Source organism: Sulfitobacter aestuariivivens (assembly GCF_014763045.1).
Taxonomy (GTDB): Bacteria; Pseudomonadota; Alphaproteobacteria; order Rhodobacterales; family Rhodobacteraceae; genus Sulfitobacter; species Sulfitobacter aestuariivivens.
On sequence record NZ_JACTAG010000001.1, the window covers coordinates 583,022 to 608,350 of the forward strand.

The following is a 25,329-nucleotide window of genomic DNA, read 5'->3' on the forward strand; positions in this document are numbered from 1 at the left end:
TCAGCCTGTTGAAACAACGCCGCCGTCGACAACAAGGCATTGCCCGGTCATCATGCGGCTGGTGCCTGAGGCCAGAAACAGTACCGCATCGACAATATCTTGCGGGACAAGGTGGGTCTTGAGGCACTGGCGGTCCAGATGCGCCGCCAACCCTTCGGGCGTTGCCCATTTTTCCAGTTGTTTTTCCGTCAGTACCCAGCCCGGCGCCAGCGCGTTCACGCGCACGCCCGCAGGCCCCATTTCGCGCGCCAGCGTGTGGCTGAGCGAGGTGATGGCTGCATTGGCCGCCGTGTAGGCCGGATAGCCGACATTGCCCATCATATAGCTGATCGAGGAGAAATTGATAATGGAGCCTGACCCGCGTTTGATCATCATCTTGCCTGCGGCCTGTGCCGCAAAGAAGTAGGCCTTGAGGTTGATGGATTGCAAGCGGTCCCATTCGTCTGGCGTGATGTCTTGCCAGTTGTGGCGTTGATCATTGGCCGCGTTCGAGACCAGCACATCTAAAGGGCCATGTGCCTCTGCCGCACCCTCTATCGAGGCTTGCAGGGCAGCGGTGTCGGTGATGTCGCCCTGGATGAACATCGGCGCGCGCCCATGTTTTTCGGTCATTTCATCTACAAAGGCGCTGGCATCGGAGCGGCCGATGAAGGCCACCTTTGCGCCCTGCGCCAAAAAGCCGTCGGTCAGCGAGGCCCCGATGCCGGAACCACCGCCGGTGATGTAGACAGAAGCGCCTTCGAGGTCGTGAAAGGTTGCGGTCGGGGTCATGGGCGGCATCCTTGGTTGACGGGACAAAAGTCTTTCAAAGACTTTTGTCCGGAATTTTTCAAAAATTCCGGTGTGGCAGGTGCGGCGGTCACAGGCGTTTTCCTTCGATCACCCACATGGTTTCGGGAAAGCTCCATGGCAGGGTCAGGCCATTGTGCATCAGCGCCGTGCCCGTCAGGGTGACAGGCCCGTCTTTCAGGGTCAGCGTACCACGTGACAACGCGCCCGCATCCCCCCGATTGCGCAGATTGATCTCATAGCGTGCCGCCGGGTTGAGACGGGTCAGTCGCAGCGGCCTTGGCGCAATCTGGGCTGACGTGGCCGCCTTGCCCGCGAACAGGACGAACCGGTGGCCGTCGCGTGCGGACTGTTGTTCGGCGATGACCGATGGGTCAGCGGAATCAAGGCGTTGGATGTCGGCGTTCATCATCCAGTCGCGGTTTGCCTTCCACCAGTCCGTCACCTCGCGCAGCACGCGGGCTTCGCGGTCGTCCAGTTCGCGGGGGTCCATCTCGAAGCCCATGTGACGCTGGGCCGCGACCCAGGCGCGAAACGAGATATCCAGTATCCGGCCTGATGTGTGGCACCGGCGCGGGCCCACGTGGCTGCCGGTGACGGCTGCAGGCAGGAAGAGAGCTGCGTTGTGTTGCATTGCCAGACGTTCCAGCGCGTCGTTGCTGTCGGACAGCCAGACGCGCTGGGTGCGGGCAAGGATACCAAAGTCGATGCGGCCACCGCCGCTGGCGCAGCTTTCAATCTCCAGATGCGGAAAGTCGGCGCGCAGCCGGTCGATCAGGGCATAGGAGCCGCGCGTCTGTTCTGCGTCGGGTTGCGGCAGGACGCGGTTGTGGTCCCATTTGATGTATTCGATCTCGTGCGCGCTGAGCAGGGCGGCGATGCGGTCATAGAGAAAGTCGCGCACTTCGGGCAGGGCCATGTTGAGCGCTTTTTGCTGGCGCCCCAGGATCTGGTCTTCGGCCCCCAGCGCCCAATCGGGGTGCGCGCGGTGCAGGTTGCTGTCGGGGTTGATCATCTCGGGTTCGAACCAGATGCCGAAGGTCATTCCGCAGGCGTGCACGTGATCAATCAGCGGGCCCAGCCCGTCGGGGTATTTGCGCGGGTCCACTTCCCAGTCCGAAAGGGACGAGGTGTCGTCATCGCGCTGACCGAACCAGCCGTCGTCCAGCACGAAGCGTTCTGCGCCCAAGGCGGCGGCGCGGGTCGCAATGTCTTTGAGCTTGGGGACGTCATGGTCGAAATAGACGGCCTCCCAGCAGTTGTAGTGTACCGGGCGCGGGGTGTCGGGCTTGGGCCATGTCACGACGCGGTCGCGCAGGTGGCGCTGGAACGAAATCGCGCAGCCATTCAACCCGTCAGAGCTGTAGCAGGCATAAAGCGGCGCGGTGCGGAATTCTGTTGACGGGGCGGTTTCCATGCGGGCGGCATGGCCGAACTGGATCTGGCGGCGACCATCGGGCAGTTCTTCGGCGATCATCCGGTGGCCGCCGGACCAGCCGTAGTGAAACGCGAACGCCTCGCCTGTTGTGTTGGTGGCCCCGCGGCAGGGTACGATCAGGCCCGGGAAGTGTTCGTGCCCAGTGCGACCTGTGCGGTTTTCGCGGTACCGGATGCCGGGGGACCAGGCGGTGCGGTTCAGCTGAAATTCGCCGCACCAGCGGCCTGCCACGTCAATCATTTCGTCTGATTGCTGCGGTGCAGGCAGAACCGGGGCGGCCAGCCAGTGCAGGTGCATCGGCGTCTGTGCCTTCAGGCGGGCCTGCATTTCGATCACATGGGTTTCTGGATCAATGCGCAGGACGGCCAGATAGGTCAGCACATGTACCGGGTCCTCGCAGGTGACGGTCAGGCTGTCGTCTGACTGGGTCACGTGGCGCAGGGTGAACTTTGGGATGATCCGTTCGCCGTCCGCTCGGCGCACGATCATGCCGGGCTGGCCGGGAAAACTGCGTGCCGCTTCGGGGCACAAGGACAGGTCCGGGTTGGCGTCCAGCATGCCGCCGGTCACATCCAGTTGGCTGACCTGCGCGACCGCCTGCAAGTCCTCGTCGGGCGGCAGGGGCGGGCCCCAGTAGATCACCGTGGGGCAGCGACCGCCCGTGCTGGCAAGTGCCAGCGTCTGGCGCCTATCGTCCAGTCTCCAGCAATCCATTACTTGACGGCGCCCAGTGTCAGGCCCGCGATGAAGTGCTTTTGCATCAGAAAGAACATTGCAACCGGGGGCAGTGCGGCCACGATGCTGCCCGCGCTCATCAGGTGGTACATCGCGCGGAACTGGCTGTTGAAAGCGGTGATGCCCGCGGTGACGGGCTGGCTTTCGGGGCCCTGGGTCAGCACCACAGCCCAGAAGTAGTCGTTCCAGATGAAGGTGAAGATCAGCACGGCAAGCGCTGCAAGGGCGGGCTTCATCAGGGGCAGGACCACGTACCAGAAGATGCGGATTTCCGAGATGCCTTCGACGCGTGCGGCCTCGATCAGCTCATAGGGCAGGGCCTTGATGAAATTGCGCATGAAAAGGGTACAGAAGCCTGTCTGGAAGGCGATGTGGAAGAGCACGAGCCCGGTCTTGGTATTGTAAAGACCAAGATCCAGCGTCAGGTCGCGCACCGGGACCATCAGGATCTGGAAAGGGACAAAGTTGCCCGCCACGAACATGAAGAAGATCCAGATGTTGGCCTTGAACTTGTAGACGCCCAGCGCAAAGCCCGCCATCGCCGACAGGGCGACCGCACCGATCACCGTGGGGACGGTGATCAGAAAGGAATTCAGCAGATAGCGCGGCATGTCGGAGTTGAAGAAAACCTGCCCGTAATTTTCGAAAAAGTCGAAGGATGACGGCATGCCCCAGTAGTTGGCATTGGTGAAATCAGCACCAGGCTTGATGGAGAAGACCGCGACGGCGATCAGCGGCAAAAGCCACATGATCAGCGCCAAGGGCAGGAACGTCTGATAGGTGATGCGCGCCGAAGGAGGGCGTTTTTCAAGCGGTGTGGGGAACATCAGCGGCGCTCCTCTCGGTACATCGACCACAGGAAGTAGCAGATAAAGACCATCATGATCGCAAAGAGCACCACGGCGATGGCCGCCCCATAGCCCATGCGGAAGCCATATTCAGAGAGGGCAACTTCGAACATGTAGTAGGCCAGCACGCGGCTTGAGCCGAAGGGACCGCCGCCGGTCATGATTGAGATCAGGTCGAAAGAGCGCAGCGCGCCGATGATCGTCACCACAAAGGCAATGAAGGTTGCGGGTTTGAGTTGTGGCAGCACCACGTGCCATAGCATCCGCCAGCCTTTGGCCCCGTCAAGCCGACCGGCCTCGATCTGTTCGGGGTTCACGGCATTCAGGCCCGTGAGATAGAGGATCATGCAATAGGCGGTCTGGGGCCACAGGCCTGCAAGGATAATCCCGTAGGTAACCGTGTATTCATTGCCTAAGATGTTGACCGGGCCCAGACCGACCCAGCCGAGCACGACATTCAGGATGCCAAAAGCAGGGTCGTAAAACCATGTGAAAACAAGGCCGACGACAACCTGAGAGATCACGAAGGGAAAGAAAAACAACGACTTGTAAAGGCGAATGCCCGTCACCGTCTGATTGAGAAACAGCGCGATGAACAGCCCGGCTGGGATTGCCAGAAGGTACATCACCAGCCAGATGATGTTGTTCTTGAGCGAGGTATAGAACGCGTCGCGGTCGATGAATTCGTAATAGAGATCTTCGTAGTTGCGCAGGCCGATGTATTCGGCTTCGCCCAGCCCATCCCATTCGTAAAGTGACAGGTTAAACGACTGGAAGACCGGGAAGATGACGTAGAAGGCGAAGAACAAGATAGCGGGGGCCAGAAACAGCCAGGGTGCCCAGGTTTGTTGGTTGCGCTGCCAGAAGCTGCGGTCGGGGATGCTGTTGTTGGGCAGGGCGGCTGTGGTCATGGCGTCTGTCCTTGCAGGCATGCCGGGCTGAAGCCCGGCCTACGTGGCCCTTGATGGTGTGCGGGCACCGGTAGAAAAAGGGCGCGCCGGTCATGGCGCGCCCCGTTTGGCTTATTCGTAGATGCGGCCCCGGGCGCGCTCCAGCTTGCTCAGAATACGGTCAAGGTTGTCCGGCTTGACCATGAATTCCTGAAAGCCCTCCATCGCGACCTTGGCCATTTCGGCAGGCGCGTCGCGGTCAAAGAACTGCGCGACACCACCGGGTGAATTTGATGACAGCATTTCGAAACCCTGATTGAGGAATTCGTCATCATCCACAGAGGACTGGGCGTTGACGGGCAACTGCCCCAGCGCGTCGCCTGCGTTGATGATGGTTTGCTCCTCAGCCGAGACCACGTGGCGCAGGAAAGCGCGCGCGGCGTCCTTGTTGGCGGCATTGGCCGGGATGTGGAATGTGTCTGTTGGCGCGTCTTCGGCCAATTCGACATCCGGGTTGATCGCCGGGAACTGATAGAAGTCGATCTGATCGTCTGACAGACCTGCCTCGCGCAGCGGTGCCACAGCGAAGTTGCCCATCAGGTAAGCGGCGGCTTCCCCGTTGACCATAAAGGGCAGGGCTTCCTGCCAGCTGTAGGTCTGGTGGTTTTCCAAGAACCCGCCCATGTCGATCAGCTCGCGCCAGTTGGCGAAGGTCGCGCGGACCTCTTCGCTTTCCCAGCTTGCATCGCCTTGCAGCAGCTGCATGTGGAAATCGAACCCGTTGGTGCGCATGTTGAGGTAGTCAAACCAGCCGCCGGCCGTCCACAGGAACTTGGTCCCGATGGTATAGCAGGCGCGGCCCGATGCGACGATCTTGGCACAGTTGGCTTTCTCTTCTTCCCAGTTGGTGGGCTCTGAAAGGCCAAGCTCTTTGAAGATGTCTTCGCGGTAATAGACGCCCCACTGGTAGTAGGTATAGGGCACGCCCCACTGCTTGCCGTCGATGGTCATCGCACCCTTGGTGGAGGCAAGGTTTTCAGCGATTTCAGGCTCTTGCCAGAGGTCGCTCACGTCTTCGAAGAGGCCAGCCTCAACATAAGGACGCATGCGGTTGGCGGCGTACCATGTGGCCACATCGGGCGCGTCGGCGGTTAGAAAGTTGCGAATTTGCGTCTTGTAGGCCTCGCGGTCGATCACCGTTGTCTCGATGTTGAGATCAGGGTGCTGTTCGCCAAATCGCGCAATGGAGGCTTCCATCGCCGCGCGGGGGGCGGGGTTGGATGTATCGAGGAAGATCTTAAGATCGCCCGACAGCGCATGACCGTCTGCAAAGGCAGCGCCCGCCAGCATGGTTGAACCTGCCAGCGCCGCCAGCAGTGTGGATTTCAGTGATGTCATCGTGATCCTCCCAGATGAGCTTCTATTTCAGTTCCATTATTTGGAACTCGGTTTTATATATTGAAAACTACAGCGCAGTCTGACAGGCTTGTCAAGCCGCTAGATTCTCGCAAGACGGGCGTCGCGGCACAGGGAGGAGGCCCTCATGTCCGGCGACGGTACGGTGGGAAAAGCATTGGATGTCCTTGATCAGGTGGCAGAATTTGGCCGCCCCGTGCGCTTTGGCACATTGCTTGAGGCAAGCCCGTTTCCCAAGGCCACGCTCTATCGTTTTTTGCAGACGCTGACGAATCAGCGGATGCTTGAGTACGACGCAGAGCGGCAGACCTATGCCTTGGGTGTGCGGCTGGTGCGCCTTGCTCATGCGGCCTGGACCCAGTCGAGCCTTGCGCCACTTGCGCGCCCGCATCTGGATGCGCTGAGCGCCAAGATCGGCCTGACAGTGCATCTGGCACAGCTGGACAGCGGTCAGGTGCTTTACATCGACAAGCGCAACGCCGCACAGCCCGTGGATATGTACAGCCAGGCGGGCAAGATCGGCCCGGCTTATTGCACCGGCGTGGGCAAGGCGATGCTGGCTTTTCTGCCAGACGCAGAGCAGGCCCGCGCGTTGACGCAGCAAAGCTTTCATGTGTTCACCAAGCAGACGCTGGCCAGCAAGACCGCGTTGAAGGCCGAGCTTAAGAACATCGTCACCCGGGGCCACGCCTTTGACCGGGAGGAACATGAACCCGGTATCATCTGCGTGGCCGTGCCGATCCTGAGTGCCGGTGCGCGCGTGCTGGGGGGGCTGTCGATCACCGGATCGACCAAGGATACCGATTACGGACAGCTCGACACGCATGTGCCCGACCTCAAATCCACCGCCGCCGCGATTGCGCGGGCCGCGCAGGACTGGCGCTTTCCGGGTGCCGACCCCCTTCAACAGACAGGAACGTGACCTTATGACCGGTGTGACGCTGAAGAATGCCATCAAACGCTATGGCGATGTGCAGGTGATCCATGGGATCGACCTTGAAGTGCAGGACGGGGAGTTCTGTGTCTTTGTCGGTCCTTCGGGATGCGGAAAATCCACCCTGCTGCGGATGATCGCGGGGTTGGAGGAAACCTCGGACGGGACCATCCAGATTGGCGCGCGGGATGTGACACGCGCCGACCCGTCTGAGCGTGGTGTGGCGATGGTGTTCCAGACCTACGCGCTTTATCCGCACATGACGGTTGGCGAAAACATGGGCTTCGGCCTCAAGATGAACGGTGTGCCCAAGGCAGAAATCGCCGAGAAGGTCAAAATGGCCTCGGATATTCTCAAGCTGGACGACTATCTCAAGCGCAAACCTGCAAATCTGTCTGGCGGGCAGCGTCAGCGGGTGGCGATTGGCCGCGCGATTGTGCGCGGGCCGGAGGTGTTTCTGTTTGATGAACCGCTGTCGAACCTTGATGCGGAATTGCGCGTCGAGATGCGGGTGGAAATTGCACGCCTGCACAAGGAAATCGGGGCCACGATGATCTATGTGACCCACGATCAGGTCGAGGCGATGACGCTGGCGGACAAGATCGTGGTGCTGCGGGCCGGGGTGATCGAACAGGTTGGCGCGCCGCTGGAATTGTACCGTAATCCGGACAATCGGTTTGTGGCGGGTTTCATTGGCTCACCTGCGATGAATTTCCTGAATGGGGTTGTGAAAAGCGGGGGGGTCGAAGTGCCTGCGCTGGGGCGTAGTGTTGCGGTGACTGCCAAGCTTCCGGCGGATGGCACATCGGTGATCCTGGGGATCCGACCTGAACACATCGAGGTTCAGCAGGGGGCCGGAGCGCTGAAGGCGGATCTGAGCGAAGCGCTGGGCGGGGTGAGTTATCTGCACCTTGAGACCCTCACAGGCGAGCGGATCATCTGCGAGGAACGGGGTGATGATCGGGCCAGCGAAGGGGATACCGTCGATATCACGTTCGAGCCGCGCCGGGCTTACGTCTTTGATGCGGCCAGCGAGATGCGGATCAGATAGGGTACGCTAAGGCCTTGTGGGTCTTGGTGGTGGTGCGGGCATCAGCTGCCGGATGCTGCGGCCTGAATAGGTGTTCCGCCAAACCCCGAAGTTGATCCTGTTGATCTTGTCTGTCATCAATTCAGACGGGGACCGGTTGCCAGCATCGGCCCTCAGACTTTTGCCGGGCGGACATGAAACAGCCTCAGACCCAATACGCCTTTGTGGATGATCTTGCCATCGCGTACCAAGTGATCGGGGACGGACCGATTGACGTCGTCTATAGCCAAGGCTGGCTGACACATATCGAATATGCCTGGCAAAGCCCTGAATATGCGCGTTTCCTGACCAAACTCAGCCGGTTTTGCCGGCTGATTTTCTATGACAAGCGGGGAACCGGGCTTTCTGAGCGCAACGTGGGCTTTCCGACATTGGAGCAACGCGCAGAGGACATCACGGCAGTACTTGACGCCATCGGATCGGAAGAAGCCGTTTTGCTTGGCGTGTCGGAAGGGGCCAATATGTGCGCGCTCTTTGCTGCGACCTATCCCGAACGCACCCGCGCTGTTGTGCTAAGCGGCACGTCGGCCAAGGGCTGTTGGGCACCGGATTACCCCTGGGCACCGACGGGGCAGGATACCGAAGACGCGATCAGCTATCTGCGCGAAAACTGGGGCAGCGCATTCGAACTGGATCAGGCGGCGCCGAGCATGGCACGAAACGCGGGAGCGCGTGAGTGGTGGGGCGCCTACATGCGCAATTCCGCAAGCCCCAAGACAGCCGAGGTCATCACGCGCCTGAATGCGGAACTTGATATTCGTGAGTTGCTGCCGCTGATCGACGCGCCCACCCTTGTGGTGAACAGGGAAGGCGACCGCTGGCATCCACAGGAAGAGGCGCGGTTCATCGCGGATCTCATTCCCAATGCTGTTCTGAAGTTTGTTCCTGGGACGGATCATCTGGTCTGGTACGGTGATCACGACCGGTTAATCGACGAAATCGAAGAATTCGTGACCGGCCAAAAGACCATCGTCGCCAGTGACCGGGTCCTGCTGACGATCCTGATGACGGACATTGTCGGCTCAACCGAACTTGCCGCTGATCTTGGCGACCACCGGTGGCGGGCCATTTTGGATGAACATGACAGCATTGTCCGGCGCCAGCTGAAGAATTTTGGCGGAACAGAAGTCAATACCACCGGGGATGGCTTTATTACCGCCTTTACTGGACCCACACGCGCCATCCAATGCGCGCGTGCGATCACCTCTGAATTGGCCTCCATCCAGCTTAGGGTCAAAGCGGGCATCCATATCGGGGAATGTGAACGGCGGGGCGATGATCTTGGCGGGCTGGCGGTGCACATCGCCTCGCGCATTCTGGATACGACAGCGGCAGACCAGATACGGGTTTCAAGCACCGTCAAGGATATGGTTGTCGGATCAGATCTTGAGCTTGCATATGTCGAAGCGCGCCCGCTGAAGGGGGTGCCGGGGGAGTGGTCCCTTTACGAAGTATGTGCGTAAGGGTTCTTGGTTGGATCAGGCAGCGACATTGAGACACGTGCAGCGCCACTTATTTTCGCAGGACAGGGCAGGGGCACTTTGGCCAGCTTCCGCAATACTTCAAACTTAAAATATTCTATCTTGAAATAAAAAGAGACTCACCCTAACCTGCCCACAATAGCCACATGAGGAGAGAAGCATATGCGCGCGATTTGTCTGGGCGGTGGTCCTGCGGGTCTCTACTTTGCGATCTCTCTCAAGCTAAGGCAGCCGGACGCGGATGTCACCGTGTTGGAGCGCAACAAGCCAGACGATACATTTGGATGGGGCGTGGTGCTATCGGATGAAACGCTTGATAATCTGGAAATCAACGATCCGGTTTCGGCCGCGACGATCCGCACCCATTTCGCCTATTGGGATGACATCGCGCTGCATCACAAAGGGCACAAGATCGTGTCCTCAGGGCACGGGTTTTGCGGCATCGGGCGGCACCGCCTGCTGGAGATCCTGCAAGGGCGGGCGCGCGAGCTGGGCGTGAACCTGCAGTTTGAGACCGAAGTACACGCCGCGTCGCACTACATGGATGACTATGATCTGGTGGTGGCCTGCGATGGGCTGAATTCCAAGACACGTAGCGAATTTGAAGACGCGTTCAAGCCGGACATCGATGTGCGCCGTTGTCCTTTTGTCTGGCTGGGCACGCATCAGAAATTCGATGACGCCTTTACCTTCATCTTCGAGAAGACCGACAAGGGCTGGATCTGGGTCCATGCCTATCAGTTTGACGATGACACCGCGACGTTCCTTGTGGAATGCACGCAGGAAACCTTCGACAACTACGGCTTTGGCGATATCTCGCAGCAAGAGACGATCGCGATCTGCGAAGAGATTTTCAAAGATCATCTGGGCGGTCACAAGCTGATGACCAACGCCAATCATATTCGCGGCTCGTCCTGGATCCATTTCCCGCGCGTGCTGTGCGAACACTGGAGTCACAAGAACGTGGTGCTGTTGGGGGATGCATCGGCGACCGCGCATTTCTCTATCGGGTCGGGGACCAAGCTGGCGATGGAATCCGCGATTTCGCTGGCCAAACATGTGACGGATGATCCCAATCTTGAGACAGCATTCCAGAAGTATGAGGACAGCCGACGGCTTGAAGTTCTGCGCCTGCAATCTGCCGCGCGCAATTCGGTGGAATGGTTCGAGGACGTGGAACGCTATCTGGATCTGGATCCGGTGCAGCTGAACTATTCGATGCTGACCCGGTCCCAGCGGATCAGCCACGAAAACCTGCGCACGCGGGACCCTGCGTGGCTTGAAGGGGCGGAAAAGTGGTTCATGGAACAGGCAGGGGCGGGCGCCAACGGCCCCGTACGCGCGCCGATGTTTGCGCCCTTCAAGTTGCGCGGGATGGATCTGATCAACCGCGTCGTAGTGTCCCCCATGGCGCAGTACAAGGCGGTCGATGGCACACCCACGGACTGGCATCTGATACACTACGGTGAGCGTGCCAAGGGCGGGGCGGGCCTGGTGTACACCGAGATGACCTGTGTTTCGCCCGAGGGGCGGATCACACCGGGCTGCCCCGGGCTCTACGCGCCCGAGCATGAGGCCGCGTGGCTGCGGCTGACGGAATTTGTGCATGCAGAGACCGAGGCCAAGATTTGCTGCCAGATCGGGCATTCAGGGCGCAAGGGGTCGACCCGCGTCGGCTGGGAAGGCATGGATCAGCCGCTGACAAAGGGCAACTGGGAGATCGTCAGTGCCTCGGCGATCCCGTGGTCTGTTGAGAATGCCACGCCGCGTGCGGCCACGCGGGAGGACATGGATACGGTGCGCGATCAGTTTGTCGCAGCGGCAAAAATGGCCGATCGTGCGGGGTTCGACATGATCGAATTGCATGCCGCACATGGCTATTTCATCTCAAGCTTCATCTCGCCGCTGAGCAATTCGCGTGAGGATGACTATGGCGGGTCGCTTGAGAACCGGATGCGGTATCCGCTGGAGGTGTTCCGCGCCATGCGCGATGTCTGGCCTGCGGACAAGCCGATGTCGGTGCGGATTTCCGCGAACGACTGGGCGGGGGATGACGGTGTGACGCCGGAAGACGCGGTGGAGATTGCCGCGATGTTTGCGGATGCGGGTGCAGATATTATCGACGTTTCCGCGGGGCAGACCTCAACCGAAGCGCAGCCGGTCTATGGCCGGATGTTCCAGACGCCGTTCAGCGACCGGATCCGTAACGACGGCGGGATCAAGACAATGGCGGTGGGCAACATCTATGAGCCCGATCACGTAAATTCGATCCTGATGGCGGGGCGCGCCGATCTGGTGTGTCTTGCACGGCCGCATCTGAGCGATCCGTACTGGACATTGCATGCCGGGGCGGAAATCGGTGATCGTCATGCCAAATGGCCGATGCCCTACGAGGCAGGCCGGGATCAAGCATGGCGGCTGGCCGATCGCGCCGCAGAAATGGAGCAGGTATGAGACAGGTATTGGTCACAGGCGGCGGGTCCGGCATCGGGCGCGGGATTGCGCAGCATTTCGCAGCAGCGGGCGATCAGGTGACGATCACCGGGCGGCGCATGGCCGCGCTGGAAGAGACCAAGGGAGACAGCAACATGATCTGCCGCGCCTTGGATGTGACGGACGAGGCAGCGGTGAAAGAGCTGTTTGATCAGCGCTTTGATGTGGTCATTGCCAATGCGGGTGCCGGGGCGTCTGGAAAGGTTAAAGATCTTTCGCTAAACGACTGGAATTCTGTCATTAATGTCAATCTGACCGGCGTCTTTCTGACCTTTCGGGAGGCGCTTCAAAGTATGCAGGGGGGGGGGCGGCTGGTGGCCATTGCCTCGACCGCTAGTTTGCAGGGCGGCAGCACGATTTCTGCCTATTCCGCCTCAAAGCACGGTGTGCTGGGGTTGGTGCGGTCGCTGGCGATTGAGGTTGCGCGGTCCGGGATCACCTGTAATGCCGTTTGCCCCGGCTTTGTGGAAACGCCAATGGCCGAGGCGGCTGTCGAAGGCGTGATGGCCAAGTTCGACGTGCCGCGCGACAAGGCGGCGGCGATGATCACGGGAAACAACCCGATGAAACGCATGATCGACGTCCAGGAAGTGGTAGCGGCGGTGGCCTTTCTGGCCTCGGAAGGGGCGTCTTCGGTTAATGGTCATGCGCTGAGCGTCTCCGGGGGGGAGATATGAGTGGCTCAAAAGACCGGCTGCGTCTTTGGTTGCGGCTGTTGAAAGTCGTACGGGGCATTGAAGCAGAGGTGCGCGACCGGCTGCGACGTGAATTTGACACGACCCTGCCGCGTTTTGACATGCTGGCGGCGCTGTCGCGCCATCCGGACGGGCTGAAGATGAGCCATCTGTCCGGGGTGCTGCGGGTGTCGAACGGGAATGTCACGGGCCTCGCTGACAGGTTGACGGACGAGGGGCTGGTCAAGCGCGTGCCGGTGCCGGGGGACAGGCGGGCGATGATTTTGCAGATCACCACTGCGGGGCAGCGTGAATTTTACCGACAGGCGGCCGCGCATGAGGATTGGATCGATCAGATGTTGGGGGATGTGCCCGCCGCAGAAGCGCGCGCCATGGCCGAACGCCTGACTGCCTTTGCAGCAGGCAAGGAAGAAAAGGAAGCCGCCCATGCGCAGTGATGTGACACATTTCCAGTGCGAAATCGCAGAGCGGATTGCGACCGTGCGGCTGGACCGGCCGGATCGGAAGAACCCGCTGACCTTTGACAGCTATGCGGAGTTGCGCGACTGGTTTCGCGATCTGGTCTATGCCGATGACGTGGATGTTGTGATTTTTGCCTCTAACGGTGGCAACTTCAGCTCTGGCGGGGATGTGCATGATATCATTGGGCCTTTGACCCGCATGAACATGAAAGAGTTGCTGCAGTTCACGCGGATGACCGGCGATCTGGTCAAGGCGATCGTGAATTGCGGCAAGCCGGTGATTGCAGCGGTGGACGGCATTTGCGTGGGCGCGGGGGCAATCATTGCGATGGCGTCAGATTTACGGATTGCGACACCCGAGGCGAAGACGGCGTTCTTGTTCACCCGCGTCGGCCTGGCGGGCTGCGATATGGGGGCCTGCGCGATCCTGCCACGGATCATCGGACAGACACGCGCGGCAGAGCTTTTGTATACGGGTCGGTCGATGTCGGCGGATGAAGGGGAAAGGTGGGGGTTTTTCAATCAGTTGGTGCCCTCAGCTGATCTGGATGCACGTGCGCTAGAGATGGCCGAGCGCATTCAAGCGGGTCCGAATTTTGCGCATATGATGACCAAGACCATGCTGGCGCAGGAGTGGTCCATGTCCATCGAACAAGCCATCGAGGCTGAGGCACAGGCGCAGGCCATCTGCATGCAGACCGGGGATTTTGAACGGGCGTATAAGGCGTTTGTGGCCAAGGAACGCCCGGTTTTCGAGGGGGATTGAGCGCGGGCATGTCGGGATTTGCATATTTTTGGAACATTGAAACGGGTGGGTGCCCAGGTGGCTGATCGCAGTTTTTTGAGCTGGCCGTTTTTTGAGGATCGGCATCGTGCATTGGCAGACGCGTTGGACGCCTGGGCTGCGGCACATTTGGGGAATGTGGATCATGCCGACACCGATTCGGCCTGCCGGTCGATTGTCGCGATGTTGGGGGACGGCGGCTGGCTGCGGCATTCGGGTGCCGAGGGTGACGAGGTATTGGATGTACGCACCTTGTGCCTGATCCGGGAGACCTTGGCGCGCCATGATGGGTTGGCGGATTTTTCCTTTGCGATGCAGGGTCTGGGGACCGGGGCGATTTCCTTGTTCGGAAGCGCGGAGCAGCAGGCGACCTGGTTGCCCAAGACGCGGACGGGACAGGCGATTTCAGCCTTTGCGCTGACGGAGCCGCAGTCAGGATCGGACGTTGCCAATTCCACGATGGCCGCTGACGGGGAGGGGAACGGTTTTGTGCTGAACGGGCGCAAGACGTGGATTTCCAATGGCGGGATTGCGGATGTCTATACCGTTTTTGCGCGTACCGGGGAGGCGCCGGGGGCCAAGGGGCTGTCGGCGTTTGTCGTGCCGGCCGATACGCCCGGACTGATAGTTGAGGAGCGGTTGGACGTGATGGCGCCGCATCCATTGGCGACCCTTCACTTTGATGGGGTGCGGGTGCCGGGTGACGCGCTTTTGGGCGCGCGCGGGCAGGGGTTTGCAATTGCGATGTCGGTGCTGGATGTGTTTCGTTCTACCGTGGCGGCGGCTGCACTTGGATTTGCGCGGCGGGCGTTGGATGAGGCATGTGCGCGGGTCAAGGAACGGCAGGTACAGGGGCGGCCCTTGGCGGACTTGCAGCTGGTTCAGGGGCATATTGCGGATATGGCGCTGGATATTGATGCGGCGGCTTTGCTGATCTACCGCGCGGCCTGGACCAAGGATTCCGGCGCGCCGCGTGTCACGCGCGAGGCCGCGATGGCCAAGCTTTTCGCCACGGATCAGGCCCAGAAGGTGATCGACAAGGCCGTGCAGTTGCACGGTGGTGACGGCGTGCGTCATGGGAGCACGGTAGAGCGGCTTTATCGCGAAATTCGCGCCCTACGGATCTATGAGGGCGCATCGGATGTTCAGCGGGTTATCATCGCGCGACAGACCTTGGGGGGATAGGGCATGTATTCATCAGGGCATATCGACATGTTTGCGCGGGATAATCTGCCGCCACAGGACCGGTGGCCGGATTTTTTACTGGACGGGTTTGACTATCCCGAGCGCTTGAATGTCGGTGTGGAACTGACGGATAAGATGGTGGAAAAGGGGTTTGGCGACCACACCGCTTTGATTGGGAACGGGCGACGACGTACCTACAAGGAGCTGAGCGACTGGACCAACAAGCTGGCCGCGGCACTGGTCGAGAACCTGCATGTTAAGCCGGGCAATCGGGTGTTGATCCGGTCGGCCAATAACCCGGCGATGGTGGCCTGCTGGCTGGCGGCGACGAAGGCGGGGGCGGTGGTTGTGAACACCATGCCGATGCTGCGGGCGTCAGAACTGACCGCAATCGTCGACAAGGCCGAGATTACCCATGCGCTGTGTGATACGCGCCTGATGGATGAAATGGCGGCCTGTGCAAAGGTATCGGCCACGTTGACGACGGTGGTCGGGTTTGACGGGACGTCGAACCATGATGCGGAGCTGGATCGGTTGGCATTGGAAAAGCCGGTACAGTTTGACGCGATTGAGACTGCGCAGGACGATGTGGCTTTGCTGGGATTTACGTCAGGAACGACGGGTAACCCTAAGGCAACAATGCATTTTCATCGTGATCTTCTGATCATTGCAGATGGCTATGCGCGCGAGGTGTTGCAGGTCACCCCGGAAGATATCTTTATCGGGTCGCCGCCGCTGGCGTTTACCTTTGGATTGGGGGGATTGGCTGTGTTCCCGCTGCGGTTTGGGGCGGCTGCGACGCTGCTTGAGACGGCAAGCCCGCCTAACATGATCGAGATTATCGAGAAATTCAAAGCGACGGTTTGTTTCACAGCGCCAACGGCTTACAGGGCGATGTTGCAAGCGATGGAGGAGGGAGCGGACCTGTCGTCGCTGCGCGCAGCAGTCAGCGCCGGAGAGACCCTGCCGCCGCCCGTTTACCACGATTGGCAGGAAAAGACGGGCAAGCCGATGCTGGACGGGATCGGGGCGACGGAGATGCTGCATATCTTCATTACGAACAGGTTTGATGACCACATGGCGGGCAGTACGGGCAAGCCTGTGACCGGATACGAGGCCAGGGTTATCGATGATTTGGGTAACGAGGTCCCGGACGGCGAAGTCGGCAAACTGGCGGTGCGGGGGCCGACGGGGTGTCGGTACCTCGCTGATGATCGGCAGGATGTTTATGTCAAGGATGGGTGGAACATCACCGGAGACAGCTTTTCGCGCGATGCGCAGGGGTACTTCCACTTTGCCGCACGCAATGACGATATGATCATCTCATCCGGGTACAATATTGCCGGGCCAGAAGTGGAAGCAGCGTTGCTGAGCCATCCGATGGTCAGTGAATGTGGTGTTGTCGGCAAGCCGGATGAGGATCGCGGGGCGATCGTGCAGGCCCATGTGGTGTTGATGGAGGGGGCGGAAGCCTCTGATCTGACGCGGAAAATCCTGCAGGATCATGTAAAGGCGACGATTGCGCCCTACAAGTATCCACGCGACGTGCAATTCATTGACGCGCTGCCCAAGACGGCGACCGGCAAAATCCAGCGATTTGCCCTGAGGGAAAACAAATGAGTACATTTGGAGACGCGTCCAAAGGGGCCAAGATGGATTTTGCCAAGGACAAGTCCTATGGCGATTATCTGGGCCTTGATAAGATCCTGACGGTCGAAAACCCGTTGGATATGGCGCATGATGGACTGCTGTTCATCATTCAGCATCAGACATCCGAGTTGTGGATGAAGCTTGCGATCCATGAGTTATCAACCGCGCGGCAGTACATTCAGAAGGGTGATTTGCAGCCTGCGTTCAAGATGCTGAGCCGGGTCGCGCGTATTTTTGAGCAGCTCAATTCCGCCTGGGATGTGCTGCGCACGATGACACCAAGCGAGTATACGGCGTTTCGCCCGCATCTGGGTGCCTCGTCTGGGTTTCAATCTTATCAGTATCGATTGATCGAATACCTTTTGGGGAACCGCAATCGGGCGCTGACCAAGCTGCACGCACATACACCCGCGCCGCATCAGGCGCTGGTGGATGAGATCGCGCAGCAAAGCCTGTATCAGGCGGCGATCGATCTTTTGTGCGACCGGATGGGGGTGGAGACGCTTTCAGGGGTGCCCGGGACAACTGCCTGGGAGGCCAAACACGAAGTTCAGGCGCTTTGGCAGAAGGTATACGAAGCGCCTTCGGAGCATTGGGAGCTATACGAACTGGCGGAAAAGCTGGTCGATCTGGAGGACTATTTTCGACGTTGGCGGTTCAATCATGTGACCACGGTCGAGCGCATCATCGGGTTCAAACGCGGCACGGGCGGCACATCCGGGGTGGCGTACTTGCGCAAAATGCTGGAAGTTGAACTGTTCCCTGAACTTTGGCACGTGAGGGGTGCGCTGTAAGGCGCTGATACGAAAGATATTTAACAATGAACGGACCCACAAGAGAGGTCCAAAACCAAGGGAGAAGACAATGAAATTCACTTCACTTGTAATGGCGGCGGGCTTTGCCGCGCTGGCAGCGGGGGGTGTCCAGGCGGACGGCCACGGAGGCAAGGTCAAGGTGGGCATGATTACCACGCTTTCGGGCGGCGGTGCGGGTCTTGGGCTGGATGTGCGTGACGGTTTCATGCTGGCGGTCAAGGGCAATGAGGCGATTGAATTGGTGGTCGAGGATGACCAGCGCAAGCCTGAGATTGCCGTGCAGCTTGCCGACAAGATGATCCAATCCGAGAAAGTTGACGTGCTGACGGGCATCATCTGGTCGAACCTCGCGATGGCCGTGGTCCCTGCCGCGACCGCGCAGGGTAAATTCTATCTGTCGCCCAATGCGGGGCCGTCTGCCTTGGCGGGTAAGGGCTGTAATCCTTTGTATTTCAACGTCTCCTGGCAGAACGACGCCTTTAACGAGGCAGCGGGTGCCTGGTCCAACGAGAACGGAATTGAAAAGGTGTTCCTGATGGCGCCGAATTATCCGGCGGGTCAGGACATGATCGCGGGGTTCAAGCGGACCTATGAAGGCACCGTGACCGAAGAGGTTTATACCAAGCTGGGTCAGACCGATTATGCCGCAGAGATTGCGCAGATCCGTGCGTCTGATGCGGATACGGTCTATTTCTTCCTGCCCGGTGGCATGGGGATTTCCTTTATGAAGCAATATGCAGGCTCTGGCGTCGACAAGAACGTCATGGGCCCGGCGTTCAGCTTTGATCAGGGGATTCTGGGTGCAATTGGCGACGCAGCATTGGGCGTAAAGAACACCTCGCATTGGTCCAAGGATCTGGATGTCCCGGGCAATGCCGAATTTGTAGAGGCGTTTCAGGCCGAATATGACCGTCTTCCGTCGCTTTATGCAGCACAGGGGTATGACACAGGTCTGTTGTTGGCATCCGCTGCGGCAAAGGCGGATGTGAAAGACGCAGATGCGTTCCGCGCTGCACTGGCCGAGGCTGATTTCCAATCGGTGCGGGGCAAGTTCAGCTTTGGCGCCAATCAGCATCCCGTGCAGGACATCTACATGCGTGAAGTGGTCAAGGAAGGCGATGTTGTGACGAACAAATCGCTGGGTGTGGCCGCGTCTGATCACACGGATGTCTACGGCGCTGAGTGCTCCATGTAATCATGGACGTGCTTGCAAGCCTTCCTGCGATCCTGTTGGTCGCCCTTGTCGCCTCAGCCTCGCCCGGGCCTGCAACCCTTGCCATTGCCACGACGGCAATGGCGCGGGGCGCAGGGCCTGCGATGCGGCTGGCTGCAGGGGTGCTGACTGGGTCGCTGTTTTGGTCGATCTCGGCAGCGGCAGGGCTGGCGGCGCTTGCGCTGCAATACGGCTGGATGATCGAAACGGTTCGCGTGATTGGCGGCCTTTATCTGCTGTGGCTTGCATTCAAAGCCGCGCGCGCAGCTTGGCGTGGCGGCATGACACAAACAGGCATCGCGGTTGATCGCGGTGCCTATCGACGGGGGTTGCTGCTGCATTTGACCAACCCCAAGGCGTATCTATTCTTTGGCGCGCTATACGCGATGATCCTTTCGCCCGAAACCCAAGCCGGCGGGCTTGCGATCGTGGTTGCGGCAGTGGGGGCGCAAAGCGCGGTGGTTTTCCTGGGGTATGCAGTGCTCTTTTCGCGCGCCGGACCGCGCGCTTTTTATCGCAGGGCGGCGCGAACCATTCACGGGGTCAGCGCGCTGGCCTTTGCCGGGCTTGGTTTTAGCGTCTTGGCGCAGCGCCTGACATGAGCACAATCCTACTGATCGAACAGGTGCTGAACGGCCTGCAGTCGGGGATCATGCTGTTTCTGATGGCGGCGGGTCTGACGCTGATTTTTGGCGTGATGGGGCTGATCAACCTCGCCCATGGGTCGCTTTACATGGTGGGCGCGTTTGCAGCGGCAGCGGTCGCAGCGGCAACGGGGTCGTTTGTGCTGGCGCTGGTTGCAGCATTGGTTGCGGCGGCGGCGGCGGGTGCCATTATCGAGCTGGTGGTGATCCGACGGCTTTATGACCGGGATCATCTGGACCAGGTATTGGCGACCTTTGCGCTGATCCTGATCTTTTCGGAAGGCACAAGGTGGGTGTTCGGGTCTTTCCCGCTGTATCTGGATGTGCCTGCGGCGCTTTCTGGTCCGGTGACGCTGCCGGGGGGCATTCTGTATCCGGCGTACCGGCTGCTGATCATAGCGGTCGGGCTGGTGATTGCCGCTGGTCTTTTTGCGCTGATCGCCAAGACCCGGATCGGCATTCAGATACGGGCAGGCGAGGCGGACCGCGAGATGATCGCGGCCCTTGGTGTCGACATCTCCAAGCTCTACACGATGGTGTTTGCCCTTGGAGCGGCGCTCGCCGGGTTGGCTGGCGCGCTGGTGGGGGCCATTCAGTCGGTCCAGGTGGGCATGGGCGAGCCGGTTCTGATCCTTGCCTTTGTTGTCATCGTGATCGGCGGGATCGGATCCATCAAGGGCGCGCTGGTGGGCGCGCTGCTGGTGGGACTGACGGATACGTTGGGATCGGTGTTGCTGCCGATCTTCTTTGCCAGCTTCATGGATCAATCCAGTGCCACGGCGGTGGGCTCTGCGTTGGCGACGATGTCGATCTACATCCTGATGGCGGGGGTGTTGTTGTTCAAACCCACCGGCTTGTTCGGAAAGGCCTGAGATGATTTCCGAACGTACCGTCAACATTTTCCTCTTTGCCTTGCTGCCGGTGACGGTGCTGGCGGCCTGGCTGCTGGATGAGCCCTTCATCATCACGCTGGCCACCAAGGCCGCGATCCTGGCGCTGGCGGGGGTAGGGCTGAACATCGCACTTGGACTGGGCGGGTTGGTCAGCTTTGGCCATGCGGCCTTCTTTGGGCTGGGGGGGTATGCGATGGGCATTCTCGCCTCTCATGCGCAAAGCTATGCGCCACTGATGGAGGTGCCGTTTCTGATCGAGGGTACCAAGTCGATGCCGGTGATCTGGCTGGTGGCACTTGTGACGTCTGCGTTGGCGGCCTTGGCGATTGGGGCGCTGTCGCTGCGCACCTCTGGCGTCTACTTCATCATGGTCACCTTGGCGTTCGGTCAGATGCTGTATTACTTCGCGATCTCATGGCCCGCTTATGGTGGCGAAGACGGGCTGTCGATCTATGTGCGTAACGGCTTTCCGGGTCTGAATACGCTGGACCCGGTGCAGTTTTTCCTGATTGCCTTTGCGGTGCTGACGGTGGGTATTTTTCTGGCGTGGCGGCTGGCACGGTCGGCCTTTGGGCTGGCGCTGTCTGCAGCGCGACAGAACGCGGAACGGGTCGAGACAGTGGGCCTTGGCCCCTATCGGATCCGACTGGTCGCTTTCGTGATTTCCGGTGCAATGACAGGGCTGGCCGGTGCGCTTTTTGCCGATCTCAACCGCTTTGTCAGCCCGACGATGTTCAGCTGGCATCTATCGGGCGAGTTGATCGTTTTCTGCATTCTTGGCGGGGTTGGGCGTCTTTATGGGCCAGTGGCGGGGGCGATGCTGTATGTGTTGCTTGAGCATGTGCTCGGCGGCCTCAGCGCCTATTGGCACATCTATCTGGGCCTCTTGCTGTTGCTGGTCGTGCTGTTTGCGCGGGGCGGGTTGATCGGGCTGCTGTCGGGCCGCGAGGTGGCGCATGAGTGATCTGCTGGACATCCGCAACCTGAAGAAAAGCTTTGGCGCGCTCAAGGCGACGGATGATGTGTCGCTGACCCTGCGCGCTGGCGAAATCCACGCGCTGATCGGGCCAAACGGCGCGGGCAAGTCCACGCTGATCAAGCAGATCGCGGGCGGGCTGCGGTCTGATGCGGGCAGCGTGCATTTTGCGGGGCGCGATGTGACGCCGCTGTCGACCGTGGCGCGGGCGCGCGCAGGGCTGGGGCGAACTTTTCAGATCTCGTCGCTGGCGATGGAATATACGGTGCTGCAAAATGTCCTGCTGGGCGCGCTGGGGCAGGACGGGGGGGTAATGCGTTTTTTCCGCCCCATCATGGCGCGCAATGATTTGCGGGACAGGGCGATGACGGCCCTCACCCGGGTGGGCCTTGAATCGCATGCCGCCAAACGCACGGCGGATCTGAGCCATGGACAACGGCGGCAGTTAGAAGTGGCTGTCGCACTGACGCTGTCGCCCAAGGTATTCCTGATGGATGAACCCATGGCGGGGCTGGGTGCATCGGGATCACAACGGATGACCGGTTTTCTGGATGGTTTGCGCAGCGAGGCGCCCATTTTGCTGGTAGAGCATGACATGGATGCGGTTTTTGCGCTGGCGGACCGGATCAGTGTGCTGGTCTACGGGCGCGTCATCGCCACCGGCACAGCAGACGAGATCAAGGCGGACCCGGCGGTGCGCGAGGCCTATCTGGGCGAGGAGGAAGAGGCATGAGCTTTCTGAGCCTCACCGGGATCACCGCCGCCTATGGTCCAAGCCAGGCGCTTTTCGGCGTTGATCTGGCGTTGGAGGCCGGCGAGGTGCTGGCGCTGATGGGGCGCAACGGGATGGGCAAATCCTCGACTATCAAGGTGATCTGCCGGTTGCTGAAGCACTCCGGCGGTACCGTGCAGTTTGATGGGCGTGACATTGGCAATTTGCCACCACACAAGGCGGCGCAGGCGGGCTTGGGGCTGGTGCCAGAAGGGCGGCGATGTTTTGGCCCGCTGACGGTACATGAGAATCTGCATGCCGCAGCGCGGCCGGGCGCATGGGATTATGCAGCAGTCTGCGACTTGTTCCCGCGGTTGGGCGAACGTCGAGATCAGGTTGCGGCCTCGCTGTCTGGCGGCGAGCAGCAGATGCTCGCCATCGGGCGCGCGCTGATGACCAACCCGACGCTGCTGATGCTGGACGAGGCGACAGAGGGGCTTGCCCCCGTGGTGCGGCAGGAAATCTGGGCCGCTGTGGCGACCCTCAAGCGTGATACCGGTCTGGCGCTGCTGGTTGTTGATAAATCCCTCGCCGAGTTGCGTCGCGTCGCAGACAAGGCTGTCATTCTTGAGCGTGGCCGGACGGTCTGGTCGGGTGGCATAGATGCGCTGGATCGCGTCGTCGCGGATCAATTTCTGGGGGTCTGAGGCCCCGCATGACAAGGAGGTGCCCCATGGCACATCGTATCATTCAACCCGAGGGCTGGTTGCCTGCCAAGGGCTATGCCAATGGCGTGCTGAGCAAGGATGGGCATCTCTATGTCGGCGGCCAGATCGGCTGGACCGCACAGCAGGTTTTTGAGGCCCATGACTTTATCGGGCAGATGCGGCAGGCGCTGATGAACATCCGCGAAGTCGTTGAGGCCGCCGGGGGCACGCCCGAAGATATCACCCGCCTGACGTGGTATGTGACGGACAAGAAGGAATACCTTGCCGCGCAGGCGGATGTGGGACGCGCCTACCGCGAGGTGATGGGGCGCCATTTTCCGGCCATGGCGATGGTCGTCGTCGCCGGGCTGGTCGAGGACGAGGCCAGGGTCGAGATTGAGGCGACAGCGCATATCGCTCAAGCCTAGCGCCGCAGAGCTGCCAAAGCGGTTGTGGTGACAAAAAACACCGCTGCCAGTGAGACGATGCTGGGCCCGGTTGGCGTGTCAAAAAGAAACGACAGTTGCAGGCCGCCAAGGGCTGCACCTGCGCCCAGAATCACGGCCCAGATCGCCATCCATTCGGGCGTACGTGCAAGGGGGCGTGCCGCTGCCGCCGGAATGATCAGCAAAGCGGCTATCAGCAGTGCCCCCACGACCTTGATCGCGACGGCGACGACGATCGCCAGAGTGAGGGTCAGCACAAGCTGTTCGCGCCGGGGATTGCCGCCCGCCGCATGGGCCAGATCGGGGTTCAGTGTTGCGGTCAGCAGGGCCTGCCAGCGCCATGCCAGAAGGCCCACGACCACGCAGGCACCCCCCCAGATCAAGGCCAGATCGGCCCGCGTGACCGCGAGGATTTCACCAAAGAGATAGACGCTCAGATCAACCGCGCGCCCGGGCAGGAACGAGAGGGAAACGAGGCCGAAGGCCAGCGCTGCATGGGCCAGCACGCCCAGCAGCGCGTCGGTGCTGACATGGCGTTCCGCCAGTGCACTGACCACCAGCGCCATGCTAAGCGCGACAATCAGCACCCCGGCAAAAATGGGCAGTTCAAGGGCCAGCGCCAGTGCAACGCCCAGCAAGGCCGCGTGACTGGTGGCATCCCCGAAATAGGCCATGCGCCGCCAGACCACGAAACACCCCAAGGGGGCCGCCGCCAGGGCAACTCCAAGGCCTGCGAGGGCCGCGCGGACAACAAAATCATCCAGCATCAGTCGTGATCGTGGTGATGGTGATGATCATGCCCGTGGTCATGATCGTGACGATAAAGCGCCAGCGTGCCCTGCGTGCCGGTTCCAAAGAGCGCCCGGTACTCGGGTGCATCCGCCACCACCTTTGGCGTGCCCTCGCAACAGACGTGGCCATTAAGGCAAATCACCCGATCCGAGGCCGCCATGACGACGTGCAGATCATGGCTGACCATCAGCACCGCGCAGCCCAGATCGCGGCGCACTTCCTCAATGCGGGCGTAAAAGGCCGCGGCGCCGGGTTGGTCAAGGCCCTGGGTGGCTTCATCCAGAATGAGGATGTGAGGGTCATTGAGAAGCGCACGTGCCAGCAAAACGCGCTGAAACTGCCCCCCGGAAAGCGCTGTCATCTGCCGATCTGCCAGGGCATCGACGCCTGCGCGGGTCAGGGCCTTGTGCACCGTCGCCTCGCTTTGCCGCTTTGGCAGGTTCAGAAAACGCCGCACCGTCAGGGGCAGGGTGGCGTCGATCTGCAGGCGCTGCGGTACATAGCCGATGCGCAGACCACTTTTGCGGGTCACCGACCCACGCGCCACAGGCATCGCGCCCACCAGAGCGCGCAAGAAACTGGATTTTCCAGAACCGTTTGGGCCGACGATCGTCACGATCTCGCCTGCGTGGATACTGAAATTGACGTCGTGCAGGATGACCTGCCCGGCATGGCGCAGTTCAAGGCCGCTGGTGGCGATCAGGCTCATGCGGCGTCCTGACAGCTGGGGCAGAGGCCTGTTGCCTCGATCACCGTGCGCTCGATCTCAAACCCGGCGGCGCGGGCCGCCTCGCCAAGGCGGCCCTTGGCTGGCGCCGTATCAGTTTCCGCGACAGAGCGGCAGGTGCGACAGATCAGAAAGGCGGGCGCATGATCGGCGCCCAGATGCGCGCAGGCAATATAGGCGTTCAGTGCTTCGATCTTGTGGGCAAACCCCGCCGAGACCAGAAAATCCAGCGCCCGGTAGGCCACCGGGGGCTGCGCGCCCAGGCCTTCCTTTGCCAGCACTGCCAGCAGATCGTAGGCCCCCAGCGCGCGGTGTTCAGCCAGCAGGATCTCAAGCGCGCGCCGTCGGACCGGTGTCAACCGCAGGCCTGCATTCGCGCAATGCGTTTCTGCCTTGGCAAGCGTTGATGTCACGCACTGTCGGTGGTCGTGGTGTTCAAATCCGAGGGCGGTCATGGTTTCTCCTTGTCACCATATTGATATGTTATAACATTCACGCTAGCAAGTGACCTGACT

The 25,329-nt window shown here is 60.4% G+C and carries 25 protein-coding genes; 17 read left to right on the plus strand and 8 right to left on the minus strand.

All coding sequences use genetic code 11. The features are described 5' to 3' along the window. From H9Q16_RS02870 to H9Q16_RS02890, 5 genes are all read right to left on the minus strand, one after another. The gene (locus tag H9Q16_RS02870) at positions 1–771 is read right to left on the minus strand and encodes an SDR family NAD(P)-dependent oxidoreductase (RefSeq protein ID WP_191073852.1); all 771 of its coding nucleotides are present in this window, start codon (positions 769–771) and stop codon (positions 1–3) included. Between the two features lie 88 nt (positions 772–859). Beyond that, complete coding sequence (locus H9Q16_RS02875; RefSeq protein ID WP_191073853.1) at positions 860–2,941, minus strand: alpha-galactosidase; 2,082 nt, start codon at positions 2,939–2,941, stop codon at positions 860–862. Then, positions 2,941–3,789, minus strand: coding sequence for a carbohydrate ABC transporter permease (locus tag H9Q16_RS02880; protein ID WP_191073854.1), 849 nt, complete (start codon positions 3,787–3,789; stop codon positions 2,941–2,943). Before H9Q16_RS02880 ends, H9Q16_RS02875 begins: the two co-directional genes overlap by 1 nt. Next, positions 3,789–4,721: a carbohydrate ABC transporter permease gene (locus H9Q16_RS02885; RefSeq protein ID WP_191073855.1), complete on the minus strand. Its 933-nt coding sequence runs from the start codon at positions 4,719–4,721 to the stop codon at positions 3,789–3,791. Before H9Q16_RS02885 ends, H9Q16_RS02880 begins: the two co-directional genes overlap by 1 nt. 111 nt (positions 4,722–4,832) lie before the next feature. Further along, on the minus strand, positions 4,833–6,098 hold the full coding sequence (locus H9Q16_RS02890; RefSeq protein WP_191073856.1) for an ABC transporter substrate-binding protein: 1,266 nt from the start codon (positions 6,096–6,098) through the stop codon (positions 4,833–4,835). A gap of 145 nt (positions 6,099–6,243) precedes the next feature. Here H9Q16_RS02890 and H9Q16_RS02895 point away from each other — a divergent pair, with 145 nt between their 5' ends. From H9Q16_RS02895 to H9Q16_RS02975, 17 genes are all read left to right on the plus strand, one after another. Beyond that, positions 6,244–7,038 (plus strand): IclR family transcriptional regulator, encoded by a 795-nt coding sequence (locus H9Q16_RS02895; RefSeq protein ID WP_191073857.1) that lies wholly within the window; start codon positions 6,244–6,246, stop codon positions 7,036–7,038. Positions 7,039–7,042: 4 nt separating this feature from the next. Then, positions 7,043–8,101 carry an ABC transporter ATP-binding protein gene (locus H9Q16_RS02900; RefSeq protein WP_191073858.1) on the plus strand — a complete coding sequence of 353 codons (1,059 nt, stop codon included), beginning with the start codon at positions 7,043–7,045 and terminating at the stop codon, positions 8,099–8,101. A gap of 173 nt (positions 8,102–8,274) precedes the next feature. Continuing rightward, positions 8,275–9,603: an adenylate/guanylate cyclase domain-containing protein gene (locus tag H9Q16_RS02905; protein ID WP_191073859.1), complete on the plus strand. Its 1,329-nt coding sequence runs from the start codon at positions 8,275–8,277 to the stop codon at positions 9,601–9,603. Between the two features lie 180 nt (positions 9,604–9,783). Continuing rightward, the gene (locus tag H9Q16_RS02910; protein ID WP_191073860.1) at positions 9,784–12,075 is read left to right on the plus strand and encodes a bifunctional salicylyl-CoA 5-hydroxylase/oxidoreductase; all 2,292 of its coding nucleotides are present in this window, start codon (positions 9,784–9,786) and stop codon (positions 12,073–12,075) included. Beyond that, positions 12,072–12,791 (plus strand): SDR family NAD(P)-dependent oxidoreductase, encoded by a 720-nt coding sequence (locus H9Q16_RS02915; protein ID WP_191073861.1) that lies wholly within the window; start codon positions 12,072–12,074, stop codon positions 12,789–12,791. Before H9Q16_RS02910 ends, H9Q16_RS02915 begins: the two co-directional genes overlap by 4 nt. Then, on the plus strand, positions 12,788–13,246 hold the full coding sequence (locus H9Q16_RS02920; RefSeq protein ID WP_191073862.1) for a MarR family winged helix-turn-helix transcriptional regulator: 459 nt from the start codon (positions 12,788–12,790) through the stop codon (positions 13,244–13,246). The genes H9Q16_RS02915 and H9Q16_RS02920 overlap by 4 nt, the downstream gene beginning before the upstream one ends. Then, a complete protein-coding gene (locus H9Q16_RS02925; protein WP_191073863.1) occupies positions 13,236–14,036 on the plus strand; it encodes an enoyl-CoA hydratase family protein in 801 nt (266 codons plus the stop codon). The genes H9Q16_RS02920 and H9Q16_RS02925 overlap by 11 nt, the downstream gene beginning before the upstream one ends. Before the next feature lie 57 nt (positions 14,037–14,093). Beyond that, on the plus strand, positions 14,094–15,239 hold the full coding sequence (locus H9Q16_RS02930) for an acyl-CoA dehydrogenase family protein (protein ID WP_191073864.1): 1,146 nt from the start codon (positions 14,094–14,096) through the stop codon (positions 15,237–15,239). A gap of 3 nt (positions 15,240–15,242) precedes the next feature. Continuing rightward, positions 15,243–16,859 (plus strand): AMP-binding protein, encoded by a 1,617-nt coding sequence (locus tag H9Q16_RS02935; protein WP_191073865.1) that lies wholly within the window; start codon positions 15,243–15,245, stop codon positions 16,857–16,859. After that, positions 16,856–17,683 carry a tryptophan 2,3-dioxygenase gene (locus H9Q16_RS02940; protein WP_191073866.1) on the plus strand — a complete coding sequence of 276 codons (828 nt, stop codon included), beginning with the start codon at positions 16,856–16,858 and terminating at the stop codon, positions 17,681–17,683. Before H9Q16_RS02935 ends, H9Q16_RS02940 begins: the two co-directional genes overlap by 4 nt. 70 nt (positions 17,684–17,753) lie before the next feature. Further along, on the plus strand, positions 17,754–18,899 hold the full coding sequence (locus H9Q16_RS02945) for an ABC transporter substrate-binding protein (RefSeq protein ID WP_191073867.1): 1,146 nt from the start codon (positions 17,754–17,756) through the stop codon (positions 18,897–18,899). Then, positions 18,887–19,519 (plus strand): LysE family translocator, encoded by a 633-nt coding sequence (locus H9Q16_RS02950; protein ID WP_216859285.1) that lies wholly within the window; start codon positions 18,887–18,889, stop codon positions 19,517–19,519. The genes H9Q16_RS02945 and H9Q16_RS02950 overlap by 13 nt, the downstream gene beginning before the upstream one ends. Further along, the gene (locus H9Q16_RS02955; RefSeq protein ID WP_191073868.1) at positions 19,516–20,433 is read left to right on the plus strand and encodes a branched-chain amino acid ABC transporter permease; all 918 of its coding nucleotides are present in this window, start codon (positions 19,516–19,518) and stop codon (positions 20,431–20,433) included. The genes H9Q16_RS02950 and H9Q16_RS02955 overlap by 4 nt, the downstream gene beginning before the upstream one ends. A 1-nt stretch (position 20,434) precedes the next feature. Further along, on the plus strand, positions 20,435–21,418 hold the full coding sequence (locus H9Q16_RS02960) for a branched-chain amino acid ABC transporter permease (RefSeq protein ID WP_191073869.1): 984 nt from the start codon (positions 20,435–20,437) through the stop codon (positions 21,416–21,418). Continuing rightward, positions 21,411–22,163 carry an ABC transporter ATP-binding protein gene (locus H9Q16_RS02965; RefSeq protein WP_191073870.1) on the plus strand — a complete coding sequence of 251 codons (753 nt, stop codon included), beginning with the start codon at positions 21,411–21,413 and terminating at the stop codon, positions 22,161–22,163. Before H9Q16_RS02960 ends, H9Q16_RS02965 begins: the two co-directional genes overlap by 8 nt. Then, complete coding sequence (locus H9Q16_RS02970; RefSeq protein WP_191073871.1) at positions 22,160–22,849, plus strand: ABC transporter ATP-binding protein; 690 nt, start codon at positions 22,160–22,162, stop codon at positions 22,847–22,849. Before H9Q16_RS02965 ends, H9Q16_RS02970 begins: the two co-directional genes overlap by 4 nt. Before the next feature lie 26 nt (positions 22,850–22,875). Beyond that, complete coding sequence (locus H9Q16_RS02975) at positions 22,876–23,277, plus strand: RidA family protein (protein WP_191073872.1); 402 nt, start codon at positions 22,876–22,878, stop codon at positions 23,275–23,277. Here H9Q16_RS02975 and H9Q16_RS02980 read toward each other — a convergent pair. The 3 genes from H9Q16_RS02980 to H9Q16_RS02990 are packed head-to-tail and all read right to left on the minus strand — an operon-like array spanning position 23,274 to position 25,269. Beyond that, positions 23,274–24,062, minus strand: coding sequence for a metal ABC transporter permease (locus H9Q16_RS02980; protein WP_191073873.1), 789 nt, complete (start codon positions 24,060–24,062; stop codon positions 23,274–23,276). The two genes, H9Q16_RS02975 and H9Q16_RS02980, sit on opposite strands and share 4 nt — an antisense overlap. Beyond that, on the minus strand, positions 24,062–24,796 hold the full coding sequence (locus H9Q16_RS02985) for a metal ABC transporter ATP-binding protein (protein ID WP_191073874.1): 735 nt from the start codon (positions 24,794–24,796) through the stop codon (positions 24,062–24,064). The genes H9Q16_RS02980 and H9Q16_RS02985 overlap by 1 nt, the downstream gene beginning before the upstream one ends. Then, on the minus strand, positions 24,793–25,269 hold the full coding sequence (locus H9Q16_RS02990) for a transcriptional repressor (RefSeq protein ID WP_191073875.1): 477 nt from the start codon (positions 25,267–25,269) through the stop codon (positions 24,793–24,795). The genes H9Q16_RS02985 and H9Q16_RS02990 overlap by 4 nt, the downstream gene beginning before the upstream one ends. Positions 25,270–25,329: the final 60 nt, after the last annotated feature.

Excerpts from the sequence above, each read along its gene's own strand:
- H9Q16_RS02880 (WP_191073854.1), bottom strand. The coding sequence starts at position 3,789 with ATGTTCCCCACACCGCTTGAAAAACGCCCTCCTTCGGCGCGCATCACC.
- H9Q16_RS02990 (WP_191073875.1), bottom strand. The coding sequence starts at position 25,269 with ATGACCGCCCTCGGATTTGAACACCACGACCACCGACAGTGCGTGACA.
- H9Q16_RS02960 (WP_191073869.1), top strand. The coding sequence starts at position 20,435 with ATGATTTCCGAACGTACCGTCAACATTTTCCTCTTTGCCTTGCTGCCG.
- H9Q16_RS02980 (WP_191073873.1), bottom strand. The coding sequence starts at position 24,062 with ATGCTGGATGATTTTGTTGTCCGCGCGGCCCTCGCAGGCCTTGGAGTT.
- H9Q16_RS02970 (WP_191073871.1), top strand. The coding sequence starts at position 22,160 with ATGAGCTTTCTGAGCCTCACCGGGATCACCGCCGCCTATGGTCCAAGC.
- H9Q16_RS02945 (WP_191073867.1), top strand. The coding sequence starts at position 17,754 with ATGAAATTCACTTCACTTGTAATGGCGGCGGGCTTTGCCGCGCTGGCA.
- H9Q16_RS02910 (WP_191073860.1), top strand. The coding sequence starts at position 9,784 with ATGCGCGCGATTTGTCTGGGCGGTGGTCCTGCGGGTCTCTACTTTGCG.
- H9Q16_RS02905 (WP_191073859.1), top strand. The coding sequence starts at position 8,275 with ATGAAACAGCCTCAGACCCAATACGCCTTTGTGGATGATCTTGCCATC.
- H9Q16_RS02940 (WP_191073866.1), top strand. The coding sequence starts at position 16,856 with ATGAGTACATTTGGAGACGCGTCCAAAGGGGCCAAGATGGATTTTGCC.
- H9Q16_RS02895 (WP_191073857.1), top strand. The coding sequence starts at position 6,244 with ATGTCCGGCGACGGTACGGTGGGAAAAGCATTGGATGTCCTTGATCAG.
- H9Q16_RS02890 (WP_191073856.1), bottom strand. The coding sequence starts at position 6,098 with ATGACATCACTGAAATCCACACTGCTGGCGGCGCTGGCAGGTTCAACC.
- H9Q16_RS02975 (WP_191073872.1), top strand. The coding sequence starts at position 22,876 with ATGGCACATCGTATCATTCAACCCGAGGGCTGGTTGCCTGCCAAGGGC.
- H9Q16_RS02985 (WP_191073874.1), bottom strand. The coding sequence starts at position 24,796 with ATGAGCCTGATCGCCACCAGCGGCCTTGAACTGCGCCATGCCGGGCAG.
- H9Q16_RS02915 (WP_191073861.1), top strand. The coding sequence starts at position 12,072 with ATGAGACAGGTATTGGTCACAGGCGGCGGGTCCGGCATCGGGCGCGGG.
- H9Q16_RS02925 (WP_191073863.1), top strand. The coding sequence starts at position 13,236 with ATGCGCAGTGATGTGACACATTTCCAGTGCGAAATCGCAGAGCGGATT.
- H9Q16_RS02935 (WP_191073865.1), top strand. The coding sequence starts at position 15,243 with ATGTATTCATCAGGGCATATCGACATGTTTGCGCGGGATAATCTGCCG.
- H9Q16_RS02900 (WP_191073858.1), top strand. The coding sequence starts at position 7,043 with ATGACCGGTGTGACGCTGAAGAATGCCATCAAACGCTATGGCGATGTG.
- H9Q16_RS02920 (WP_191073862.1), top strand. The coding sequence starts at position 12,788 with ATGAGTGGCTCAAAAGACCGGCTGCGTCTTTGGTTGCGGCTGTTGAAA.
- H9Q16_RS02875 (WP_191073853.1), bottom strand. The coding sequence starts at position 2,941 with ATGGATTGCTGGAGACTGGACGATAGGCGCCAGACGCTGGCACTTGCC.
- H9Q16_RS02965 (WP_191073870.1), top strand. The coding sequence starts at position 21,411 with ATGAGTGATCTGCTGGACATCCGCAACCTGAAGAAAAGCTTTGGCGCG.
- H9Q16_RS02955 (WP_191073868.1), top strand. The coding sequence starts at position 19,516 with ATGAGCACAATCCTACTGATCGAACAGGTGCTGAACGGCCTGCAGTCG.
- H9Q16_RS02885 (WP_191073855.1), bottom strand. The coding sequence starts at position 4,721 with ATGACCACAGCCGCCCTGCCCAACAACAGCATCCCCGACCGCAGCTTC.
- H9Q16_RS02870 (WP_191073852.1), bottom strand. The coding sequence starts at position 771 with ATGACCCCGACCGCAACCTTTCACGACCTCGAAGGCGCTTCTGTCTAC.